Here is a 10870-nt window from a genome sequence, read left to right on the forward strand (position 1 = left end):
AGGCTCCGCGAGCCCGGGGGGCGGCCCAACTGCCCCGGCCCGGAGCCCCGGTGAGGCGCGCACATCCGGCGTCCCGGTGAGGCGCGCATCAGACGCCCCGGTCGCGCGCGCTCACTCGAATCCGGTCGCTGAATACGCACGGTCACGTGACCGCCCGTCCGCCGGGGGACGGGCTGCGGCGCACGGCCGGTGCTCCGCTTGTGACGGTCGGGCGGCAAGTGTGGTGCTCCGGTGGGCAGTTCGAGAGGTATTCACTCGTTCGTGGCCCCTGTTGCGTTCGAGCGCCCGCGCTGCGCCTGTGACGTGCACCACTCGCGTGCGGTGTGAGCCGGGTGTTCCGGATGGTGGTGAACGGCAAAGGTCCAGCTCACGCTGTGTGACAGCAACCGAAATGATCACAGCGTGCACGCTCCGGTGATCACTGCGTGATTTTCGCTGCTCCGCGCATGCGTGTTCGGCCGATCGGGCGGGTTGAGTAGGCGTCACCCACCGGCGACGCGATGGCTGTGCGTTCGCCCGTCCCTGTCCGGCCCTCGCTGAACCGAAGAGGACGCAAGAAGACTCATGACCGACGATGTCCGCGCGGAGGACGGCGGTAGCCCAGTGGCCCAGGCCGTGCTGCCGCTGCCCCTGGAGTTCGAGGCCCTCTACCTCGCCGCCCAGGACGACTTCCACCAGTACGCCCTGCTCTACCTCGGTACCAACGACGCCGCCGAAGCGGCCGTGCACCGCGCCTTCCTGGAGATCCTGCGCCACTGGGACGCGCTGCTCGAGGAGCAGAACCTGCTCGAACAGACCTGGGCGATCGTGCGCCGGGTCGTCATATCGCAGTCGCTGATCGGCTTCCGCCGGAAACTGGCGCGGCTGCGCGGCGAGATCGGCCTGTGGAAGGCCATGAGCGCGCTGCCGCCCCGCCAGTTCGACGCGATCGTCATGCGCTACGTACTGGACTGCGACACGCACCGGATCAGCTGGTACATGGGCGTCACGGCCAGCACCGTCGACTACCACTGCCGCAAGGCCAAGGAACGCCTGCAGGGGGTGAAAGCTGCTACAGATTTTCTAGTCATTTATAGTCATCTCTTGTCGCATGTCTCGCGTACGTTGGTTCCGTGAAGCTTTCGGAGTGGGCCCGGCAGCAGGGCGTGAGCTACCAGACCGCCTGGCGGTGGGTGAAGGACGGGAAGATGCCCGTCCCGGTCCGCCAGGCGCCGTCTGGGACGTGGCTGGTCGACGAGCCCGCTCCGGCCGCCACCGTGGAGGCGGGGCGGGTGGTCGCGTACTGCCGCGTCTCCTCAGCTGAGCAGAAGGCCGATCTGGCCCGGCAGGTGTCACGGGTGGTGGACGGGGCGAACGGGCTTGGCCTGCCGGTCGCCGAGGTGGTCACCGAGGTCGGATCCGGGCTGAACGGGCGGCGGCGCAAGCTGCACCGTCTCCTGTCCGACCCGCAGGCCGCGGTGATCGTGGTCGAACACCGAGACAGGCTGGCCCGCTTCGGCGTCGAGCATCTCGACGCCGTGCTGTCCGCCTCCGGGCGGCGCCTGGTCGTCCTCGACCCCACCGAGACCGCCGACGATCTCGTACGGGACATCACCGAAGTCCTCACGTCGATGTGTGCCCGCCTGTACGGGCGCCGGGCCGCGAAGAACCGGGCCGCCCGCGCGGTGGCCGTGGCGACCGCCGAGGACGTCGAATGAAGAAGTTTCAGGCGCAGCCCGGGTTCGTGGTGCAGGCGTTCCGGTTCGCGCTGGACCCGAACGCCGCCCAGGAGCACGCGCTGCGCTCGCACTGCGGTGCTGCCCGTGCCGCCTACAACTGGGCGGTCGGGTGGGTGGAGGCGTCGTGGTGGCAGCGCAGGGCGGAGGAGTCCTACGGGATTCCCGAGGCGGACCTGACGCCGTGGCGGCCGTGGTCGCTGCCCGCGCTGCGCAAGGCGTTCAACGAGGCCAAGCACACCGACCCGAGGTTCTGCGGGTGGTGGGAGGACAACTCCAAGGAGGCGTACTCCACCGGTCTGGCGAACGCGTCGGCCGCTTTCGACAACTACGCCAAGTCCAAGCGCGGCAAGCGTAAGGGCCGGGCGGTGGGGATGCCGCGTTTCAAGGCGAAGCGGAAGGCGCGCCTGGCCTGCCGGTTCACCACCGGCACGATCCGCGTCGAGGCGGGCGGCCGGCACGTCACGCTGCCGCGGCTTGGCGCGATCCGGGTGCACGAGTCGACGGTGAAGCTCCTCGTCCGGGTCCAGAGCGGGACGGCCCGCATCCTGTCGGCGACAGTCCGGCACGAGCGCGGGCGCTGGTTCGTGTCCTTCCAGACCGAGGTGAAGCGCGACCTCGTCCGCGTCGCCCGCCCGGATACCGCGGTGGGTATCGACCTCGGGATCAAGACGCTCGCGGTGATGGCGGACAGTGCGGGCGAGATCCGCGAGGTCCCCAACCCGCGCCACCTGGCCACTGCCCTGACCGAGCTGCGCCGCGCGTCCCGCGTGGTGTCGCGCCGCCGGGGCTCGGACCGCCGGACCGGGCAGAAGCCGTCCCGCCGGTGGGAGAAGGCCAACGCGGCACGCAACCGCGTGCACCACCGGGTCGCCAACCTGCGCGAGGACGCCCTCCACCAGCTCACCACCAGCGTGGCCGCCGAGTACGGCACCGTCGTGATCGAAGACCTCAACGTCGCCGGCATGGTGAAGAACCGGCGCCTGGCCCGGCACATCACCGACGCCGGGTTCGGCGAGATCCGCCGCCGGCTCGACTACAAGGTGAAGCGGAACGGCTGCCGCATCGTGGCCGCCGACCGCTGGTACCCGTCCTCCAAGACCTGTTCCGGGTGCGGCGTAGTGAAAGCCAAGCTGCCGCTGCACATCCGGACCTTCCACTGCGACGTGTGCGGCCTGGTCATCGACCGGGACGCCAACGCCGCACTCAACCTCGCCGCCCTCTCGGCGGCCGCAGTAGCTGGTACCGCAGTGGGCGGAGACCAGGGAGCGCAAGCTCCGAAGCCTCGTGGAGCCGACCGGAAGACCCGCACCACCCGACCCCGCCTCACGGCGGGGACGGGGCGGGCAGGTGGCGCAACCCTGCCGCACCAGCGGCAGCAGGAAACGAGAGACCGTACTCAAGCCGAAGCCCTCACGCTTTGGTGATGTGACGGACCTTCCGGGCCGTAATGCCCGGAATGCTGATACCTGACTACAGGTTCAGCAACGGAGATCCGGGAGGCCGACTTCTGGATGCGCGAACTCCAGTACTCCTCCGACGGGCCGGACGACGACTTCATCACGGGCCTGGGGCGGTTCGCGTTCTACAGCCGCCACCACCACCCCGCCCCGGCGCCGTCCCGGCGCTGCCTGACGGCCGAGGTGGAACGCCTCGCCGTCCGTGACGGCTCCGGCGACATCCTGGTGTGCCGGCCCGACCGGGAGATCGCGGACCGCCTGCAGGACTGCGCCCCGCACTGACCCCGGTACGGGTACGGCCCGGTGCGGGACACAGCGGAGCCGAGGCCCCGCACATGGGCCCCGGCTCGTGGCATCAGGCTGCTGACGTGTGATCAAGAAAGGCTGTGAGGGCGCTGGTTCCGGCGTCGGCGGTCGCCGGTACGACAGCGGTGGGAAACGATGTCATATGCCTGTGGGGTGTTACGCGGAATGGTCCTGCAGTGCGGTGGCGACCTGTGCCTCGGCGCGCGCGAGGTAGGCCTCGCGGGCTTCCTGGAACTCCGGGCTGGCCACCCGTTCTCGGATGTAGCTGTCCATTCCCTCGCGGATGATCGCGTTGGCGGTCACGGACTCGATGGCCGCCACGGCGTGGATCCTGTCGAGCAGTTGACTCGGGAACCGGACGGATACGACCACCTGACGGTCCTTGTCCTCGCTCTTCCTGCGTTCGCTGGGCAACAGGCTTCCCTTCGGTCGGGCCGGAGCCGCCCCGGGTCCGGAACTCCGGGCGCGTCTCCCGCTCGCGGTGCGCGCGCTGCGCGCAACTGACGGTAACCCTGCAAGACTACGCGACTTCACGGAGTGCATGCAGCCCGTAGCGCAAAAGTGCTGAGAGGTACAGGTTTCGTGAGGCTGAACAAGCGATTCCCGCTATGGGCTATGACACTTCGACTCGCCTGACGCATCATAAGTTTCATGTAGTGCACCATGAGAAGCTCCATATGAGTGTCATGACGCTCATCGAGTACTGTCGAAGCGGACCACGGTGGACCGAACCGCTCACCGTCCATCAACCCAGTCCACAAGGAGTTGAGCCCCTCTGATGAGCAAGCCCTTCCCCGGCGACGGCGCAGAGCATCCCTACCGGGCCGACGGCATAGCCGGCCTCAGCGCATCCACGATCTTCGGCACGCTGCGCACCATCCGCCAGGAACTCGAACAGGGCCGGGACGCGGACCAGCCGCTCCCGCAGGACGAGGAACTCCGCCACGTCCGTGACCTGGAGAGCCTCGACGATCCGTGCCCTCCCTGGAACGGCCTGGCCGCACAGGCCCACTTCTGGGACACCCTCGAGGCGTCCCTCATGCCCCGCATCGCGGGAGAGGTCCAGGCCGCGCTGGAACGGGTGACCAACACCGCCGGAGTCCCGATCACCGTGATCGGCGCCAAGGGCAGCCTGGACGAACGCACCGCCGAATTCCGCGAACACGTCCTGAGCGGCCGCCCCGTGGTGTCCATCTCCGCCACCGGCTGCCTGCGCCGCCTCTTCGCCACCGGGGACGCCGCATCGGCCTCCCTGTCCGTCCTCGTGTGGCTGCCCAACCACCCCCTGCACGCGGCCGCAGTCACCGTCGAATCCGCGCTCATGTCGGACTGCACCAACGCCCACCGGCTCCTGCCCTGCGGCACCTGGATCCAGATGCTCGGCGAACCCCTCGTCCCCGACCCGGAGCCCGGCTGCATCGTCCTGCCGCGCTCCCTGTCCGGACTCGAGACCGGGCTGCGCCGCGAGTACCAGCACCTGCTGTTCGTCGACGACACCAGCTCGGCGATCATCCAGGCGGTCCTCAACCGCGCCGTGCCGGCCGCCGTCCACTTCTCCGAAGGCGTCCTCAACAGCGCCATCGTGCTGGTCTCCGCCGGCCACGGCATGGCCGTACGCCTCTACGGCAGCGGCGGCAGCGCCACCAAGCCCTGGGATGCCAGCAAGATCCTCTACAAGGCCGCCACCGGCGGCACCCCCTTCGTCGAAGGCCTCGTCATCGCCCGCGACGAGATCACCGCCCGCCGCCTGGGCCGCATCGTCGACGACGAGATCGACCACGTCGAGCAGCTCGGCTTCCCCGACGAACGCGACGACGACCAGTAGCCCACCCCGCACCGCTTACCTCGACCCCCACCCCGCCCCGCCCGGCCGGCCACCCTCGGCCGGGCCCCGCGCAAGGACAGTTCCGTGAGCGAGCACCTGAGCCTCATCGACCCCCAGAACCCCAACGGACCGGCCCCGTCCTGGAGTTTCGTCCCGCCCCGCGCCGTACGCCGCCGCTTCTACAACAGGGTCGCCAACCTGCGGCGCCCGCCCGGCACCCTCGCGCTGCCCGCCGTCACCGCGACCGCCACCCTCTACTTCACCGACGTGCTGCCCCACGCGGACGCGCCCATGGCCCTCGGCCTCACCGGCCTCGTCGTCCTGTACGACTCCGTCATCGCGGTCTGCCGCACCTGGCACGCCACCGGCGCGACAGCGGCCGCGAGCCGCCCCCGGACCGCGACCGCCAAACGCGCCGTCTGACCCGACGACACCCGAAACCGCCGCCGCCCCCGCCGTTCCGCGCCGACGCGCGACCGCGAGGGCGACCCGGCGCCGAGCACGCGCGACCGACCGCCGGTCGCGACCGACCAGGGGAGCCGCGTCCCGTCCGCGGGGCGTGCTCCCCACGCCGATCCGCCCCCTCCCTCGCCGCACGCCGCGACACCGCCGGCCGCCCACCCCTCGAGCGAGTCGCCGCCCGCAACACCCCGATCCGGCCGGGGAGTGCACCACCGGCGCGACAACCCGACACCCCGTCAGTTCCCGCTGGTGCGGGGCGGAAGCGGTCGGCGACCCGCGACCCGCGCGCCCCCTCGACACCGCCGGCCGTCCACCGCCGCGGACGGGAGCGGCCTGCGCAACACCCCGATCCGCGGTGCGGAAACACGCCGCCGACGCGTCGGGCCGACGCCCCGTCACATCCCCCTCGCGCGCCCGGAAGCCGTCGGCGGCGAGCCGTGGGCGTGTGAGCTGCGGGGCGCCGGGCCGCAGGTGTGACGGGAGGTCAGCAGGAGTGCCAGAAGGGACATTCCGGTGTGCGAGATCCGATACGGTAGCTCGCGGTACGCAGTCCTGGAGACTGCGTTCTCTTGGCATGCAAGCTCGCACATCACACCCTGCTCATCGCGGTGAAGCTCCCATGACACCTGCCCTGAGCTGGAGTTCTCCCCTGACAACTCCCGAGTCGTGAGGTCTATTAAGACGATATGACTATCTGCTACATTGCATATAGGACCATCCGTGCAGGGAGGTGCGAATCGTGAGCACGCCAAGCCCAGCGGTCCAGCGCCTGCGACTGCGCACGGAACTGCGCAAGGCCCGCAACAAGGCCAACCTGACCCAGCGTGAAGTGGCCGCGACGATGGACTGGCACCCCTCGAAACTGATCAGGATCGAGGCCGGCGAAGTCGCCGTCACCGTCAACGACTTGAAAGCCCTGCTGGGCGAGTACAGCGTCACCGACCGCCGCAAGATCGACAGCCTGCTGGCACTCGCCCGCGGCAGCAGGAAACTGCCCTTCAGCGAGTACCGGGACGTCTTCAGCCGGGAATTCCTGTCGTTCCTCGCACTGGAGTCCTCGGCCTCCATCATCCGCGGCTACCACTTCTTCGTGGTGCCGGGCCTGTTCCAGACCGAGGAGTACATCCGCGCCCTGGTCACCGACTCCTCGCAGGACGTCAGCGCCGACCGGCTGGACCGCCTGGTCGAAGCCCGCCTGGCCCGCCAGGAGATCCTCGAGGGCGAGGAAGGCCCCAAGCTCTTCATCATCCTCGACGAGTCCGTGATCCGCCGGCAGGTCGGCGGACCCAAGGTCATGCGCACCCAGATGGAACGACTGGCGCAACTCGCCGACCACCCGAGGATCACCCTCCAGGTCCTGCCGTTCAGCGTGGGCGCCCACCGCGGCATCCTGGGCCCCTTCACCCTGTTCGAGTTCTCCGAGGAGGGCATGCCCGACTCCGTCTACCTGGAGAACCCGCGCGGAGAGTCCTACGCCAGCAACGACCCGGAGATCACCGGCAAGTACCTCGAAGCCTTCTGGGCGTTGGAGGACCAGGCGCTCCTGGACGGCATGGGCCGGCGCCTGCGCCAGGTCGCCTCGCACGTCGGGGAAACCGTCGCCGACCTCGAACTCACCGCGGATCAGGACCAGCAGGAGGGTGCGACACCGTGACCGCACCCCCGTGAGCCGCAGGGCAGCACCCCCGGCTCGGCCTCGCACCACGAGGGCCGAAAAGCCCTCTCCGGATCGACGTACAGCGCCGCCCGCAGCTGGCCTGGAGCTGCGGTTAGGGACGACTGATCACCGAGGTGGCCGATGAACGGGTCGGGGGAGCGCACCGGCGGCGGTATCCGCTGCCGCCGGCACCGCAGGCGGGGGCGGTGGACCCATGGCGAAACGTGAACACCCCGCCGTCGAGACCTGGATCCACATCTGGCGGGAGGTCATCCACCACGTGGTGCCCTCCAGGAAGCGCACCGTGCACCTGCTGTGGATCATCACCATCCCCCCGGCCGCACTGGGAGGCATGTTCGCCGTGCTCTTCTCCGTGCTCATCCCGGACCCCGGCCGATGGATCGGAGTGGCCGGCTGCGGCGTCGGCGTCCTGCTCGTCGCCCGGCTGCGCACCAGCCTGCTGCGCCTGCTCCTCAGGAGGACCGAGCGCGCTCGATCCGCAGCGCAGGCCCTGGCCCGGGGCCCTGACGGCGGATCGACAGAGTCCGCTGAACCCGCCCCAGAAGAGGGGCTCCCCACCACCCGGCTCCTGCCATGACCACGGCCGCCGTCAGGACACCGGCAACCGTCGCCCCCGACGCCTGCGCCACGCCGTAGCCGGCACCGAACGTCAACATGCCCGAGGCGAGGGCGTATACGGACCACCAGACGACCGTGGTCACAGGCGAATGGGAGAGCAGCGAACGCGTCATTGATCGTCCCCTTCGAAGCCCGTCGCGAGCGGTCAAGTTTATCCCCGGGGCCCCGCTGCCGTCCGCCCCCCGACCGGCCAAGTGCCCGCGCCGCACGTCGAGCCCGCCGGCACCACCCCGCCCGCGCACCCCAACGGCCCCGCCGCGGTACAACACGACGCGCTCTGAGCCCTCGCGGGAGCGATCATGGCAGGAACCGTCGTATTCGTTTTCCAGGAGCCCGTTGATATCCTGGAGCAACGTGCTGAGTGTGCCCTTGCACGTGATCACTCTCATTGGTACGGAGGGTTACGGGGTCCTCAACAGGCCCCCGCAGGTCGCGTGCTGAGAACGCGCTGCCTGCACCAAACCCTCCGCGGATGAAGTGGAGGAGGCGCGCAGGTGTCTGAATCCCGGGCGTGGCGCAAGAGCAGCTTCAGCGACGTCGGTGCCGCAAACTGCGTCGAAGTGGCCCTCCACGACACCTGCGTCCTGGTACGCGACTCCCTCCACCCCTCGGGCACCGTGCTCCACTTCGGCCCGGCGCGCTGGCAGGAATTCGTCGACCACATGGCCACCGGACAGCCCGACTGACGCCCCCGCACCAGCACTTGGCGGCTCGACCGCGCCCCTGCCCCCGGCGCCATCCGCAGCGACACCCCATGGCGGACACACACCGAACGGCCCCGAGGTCGCCGCCACCCGCTGCGCACCCACTGGCCCGCATGATGCGCGGCGGCGCCTCGCCCGCCCGGGCACCGGCACGGGACGCGTGCGATCATTCCGGGGTGGCAGACGCACCGCTTCCCGCCGGGTGGACCCTCCAGCAGATCCGCGACAGGTCCGGGGACCAGGAGGCCGTCGCCCTGGATCCCCACCGCGCCGTGACATGGGTGGGCGACGTCACCGGAGTGAAGGAGACCCTCCGGCCGGTGATCGTCCTCGGGTTCCACAGCCTGTGCCTCGTGAAGACCGTCGACCACACCTGGTACATGGGCAGCCTCTACGAGAACGGCAGCATCGACTGCTGGGCAGGCTGCAACAGCCTCGACGACGGGCTGCGCGGCCTTTGAACCCGCCCCCGTGCGCACTCCCGCCGAACCCGCCGCCCGCCGACACCGGATCGACCCACACCCCGGAGGACTGACATGTGCACTCGGCGCCGCATCGCAGTCCTCTGCGCGGCCCTCCTGACACTCGCCGGATGCGGCCATCCGCAGGACACGCACCGGGACTCCTCCCGTACAGGCAGCTCCAAGAGCCCACGCCCCGGGGCCGTTTGGCGCTACGACCACACCGGAAGCGACACCAACGCCTCCTTCGCCGACATCGCCGCCGCCTCCGCCGACGACGCCTGGGCCGTGGGCAAAAGCCCCGTCACCGGATGGGTGGACGAGCAGGAGACACTCCTTTTCCACTACGACGGCAAGGCCTGGCGCCCGTACGACCTCCCACCCGCGCTGCGCCGCCTCGACGAACTGCCGATCGTCCGGCTCGACGCCTCCGGACCGCGCGACGTGTGGCTCTTCGCGGGCATCTCCACCACCCCCGAGAAGAGCAGCCCGCCCCTGGCCGCGCACTGGGACGGCACGGCGTGGCAGGCCGTGGAAGTGCCCCGGGACTTCCCCCAAGCCGTGGTGGGCGCCGCCGTCTTCGGACCCTCGGACGCCTGGGTCGTCGACGGTTCGGACACCGCCCGGCACTGGGACGGGCGGCAGTGGCGCACCAGCCGGCTGCCCGGCAGGGCACAGGCACTGGCGGGCACGTCGGGACGCGACCTGTGGGCCGCGGGATCCGCCCTGACACGCGAGGCGGTCGCGAGACCCGTGGCCGCGCACTGGGACGGCGGCGGGTGGCGGAAGGCGGAGATGCCCGCCCTGTCGCCGAGGCCGAAGGAGGGCCCGTACGACAGTGCGCTGGCCCGCGTCGTCGCTCTGTCGGCCGACGACGTACGGGCTTTCGGCACCGTCTCCAGCGAAGGCGGCGACACCGACGCGTACTCGGCCGGGTTCGCACTGCGCTGGGACGGCTCCCGGTGGAGCGAGGAGACCGGCGTGCCGTGCTGTGCCAAGGGCGCGGCCGGGGACGTCATCGTGCTCAGCCCCGAGCGCTATCTGACCGCGGCCGGCGAGGAGGAGCGGATCGCCCGACCGCCCTGCCTGTCCGACCGGCCGGGCAAGCAGGGCCGGGGCGGCTGCCGGGAGAAGCTCCAGCTCGAGGACTTCACCGCCGTACCGGGCTCCGGGCAGGTGTGGGGCGTCGGCTCCGTCCGCGGCCGTGAGGCCGCCGCCCGCCCCGTCGTCGTCCGCTTCACCCCGGCTCCCTGAGCCGGGACGCGATCGGCCGCCCGGCGGACCCCACCGACGTGCTGCGCCGCGCGACGGCACTCACCGCCGCCGGCCTCCTCGCACGCCCCTGGCCACCGGAAGATCACGACCGTACCGCCGCGCGGACGACACGGACCGGGACGCGCCGTGAAAGACGGTACTGGACTCGTCGAGTCCTGAAATTACCGGACGGCCAAGGACGTTGATCCCTCCATGACCCAACGACCGGCACCCCGCGCACTGTCCGACCAAGCCCTCTCCGACCTGCTCGGCAGGCAGCGGTTCGGCACGCTCGCCACCGTCAAACGCAGCGGCCACCCCCACCTGACCCGATGCGCCCGGCGCAAGCCCCGTCCTTCAGGGCGGGGTAAGCCGGAACGGTCCGCA

The 10870-nt window shown here is 70.5% G+C and carries 12 protein-coding genes; 11 read left to right on the forward strand and 1 reads right to left on the reverse strand.

The features are described from left to right. The first annotated feature begins 564 nt into the window (after window positions 1-564). From IE265_RS36600 to IE265_RS36615, 4 genes are all read left to right on the forward strand, one after another. Window positions 565-1116, forward strand: a complete 552-nt coding sequence (locus IE265_RS36600; protein ID WP_190040107.1) for an RNA polymerase sigma factor — start codon at window positions 565-567, stop codon at window positions 1114-1116. Further along, window positions 1113-1697 carry an IS607 family transposase gene (locus IE265_RS36605; RefSeq protein WP_190040108.1) on the forward strand — a complete coding sequence of 195 codons (585 nt, stop codon included), beginning with the start codon at window positions 1113-1115 and terminating at the stop codon, window positions 1695-1697. Before IE265_RS36600 ends, IE265_RS36605 begins: the two co-directional genes overlap by 4 nt. Beyond that, the gene (gene tnpB, locus IE265_RS36610) at window positions 1694-3142 is read left to right on the forward strand and encodes an IS607 family element RNA-guided endonuclease TnpB (protein ID WP_190040109.1); all 1449 of its coding nucleotides are present in this window, start codon (window positions 1694-1696) and stop codon (window positions 3140-3142) included. Before IE265_RS36605 ends, tnpB begins: the two co-directional genes overlap by 4 nt. 87 nt (window positions 3143-3229) lie before the next feature. After that, window positions 3230-3457 (forward strand): hypothetical protein, encoded by a 228-nt coding sequence (locus IE265_RS36615; protein WP_190040110.1) that lies wholly within the window; start codon window positions 3230-3232, stop codon window positions 3455-3457. A 180-nt stretch (window positions 3458-3637) separates the two neighbouring features. Here IE265_RS36615 and IE265_RS36620 read toward each other — a convergent pair whose 3' ends face one another. After that, entirely contained in the window at window positions 3638-3895 is a 258-nt protein-coding gene (locus IE265_RS36620; protein WP_190040111.1) for a hypothetical protein, read from the reverse strand. Window positions 3896-4259: 364 nt separating this feature from the next. Between IE265_RS36620 and IE265_RS36625 the strand changes: the two genes are divergently transcribed. The 7 genes from IE265_RS36625 (at window position 4260) to IE265_RS36655 (ending at window position 10483) form a co-directional block, all read left to right on the forward strand. Then, window positions 4260-5306, forward strand: coding sequence for a hypothetical protein (locus IE265_RS36625; RefSeq protein ID WP_190040112.1), 1047 nt, complete (start codon window positions 4260-4262; stop codon window positions 5304-5306). A gap of 84 nt (window positions 5307-5390) precedes the next feature. Further along, the gene (locus IE265_RS36630; RefSeq protein ID WP_190040113.1) at window positions 5391-5729 is read left to right on the forward strand and encodes a hypothetical protein; all 339 of its coding nucleotides are present in this window, start codon (window positions 5391-5393) and stop codon (window positions 5727-5729) included. 778 nt (window positions 5730-6507) lie between these two features. Beyond that, window positions 6508-7422, forward strand: coding sequence for a helix-turn-helix domain-containing protein (locus tag IE265_RS36635; RefSeq protein ID WP_190040114.1), 915 nt, complete (start codon window positions 6508-6510; stop codon window positions 7420-7422). A gap of 217 nt (window positions 7423-7639) precedes the next feature. Then, the gene (locus IE265_RS36640; RefSeq protein ID WP_190040115.1) at window positions 7640-8023 is read left to right on the forward strand and encodes a hypothetical protein; all 384 of its coding nucleotides are present in this window, start codon (window positions 7640-7642) and stop codon (window positions 8021-8023) included. A 535-nt stretch (window positions 8024-8558) separates the two neighbouring features. After that, window positions 8559-8750 carry a DUF397 domain-containing protein gene (locus tag IE265_RS36645; RefSeq protein WP_190040116.1) on the forward strand — a complete coding sequence of 64 codons (192 nt, stop codon included), beginning with the start codon at window positions 8559-8561 and terminating at the stop codon, window positions 8748-8750. A gap of 194 nt (window positions 8751-8944) precedes the next feature. After that, window positions 8945-9229 (forward strand): hypothetical protein, encoded by a 285-nt coding sequence (locus IE265_RS36650; protein WP_190040117.1) that lies wholly within the window; start codon window positions 8945-8947, stop codon window positions 9227-9229. Between the two features lie 75 nt (window positions 9230-9304). After that, a complete protein-coding gene (locus tag IE265_RS36655; RefSeq protein WP_190040118.1) occupies window positions 9305-10483 on the forward strand; it encodes a hypothetical protein in 1179 nt (392 codons plus the stop codon). Window positions 10484-10870: the final 387 nt, after the last annotated feature.

It is taken from the genome of Streptomyces fructofermentans (assembly GCF_014651055.1).
GTDB lineage: Bacteria > Actinomycetota > Actinomycetes > Streptomycetales > Streptomycetaceae > Streptomyces > Streptomyces fructofermentans.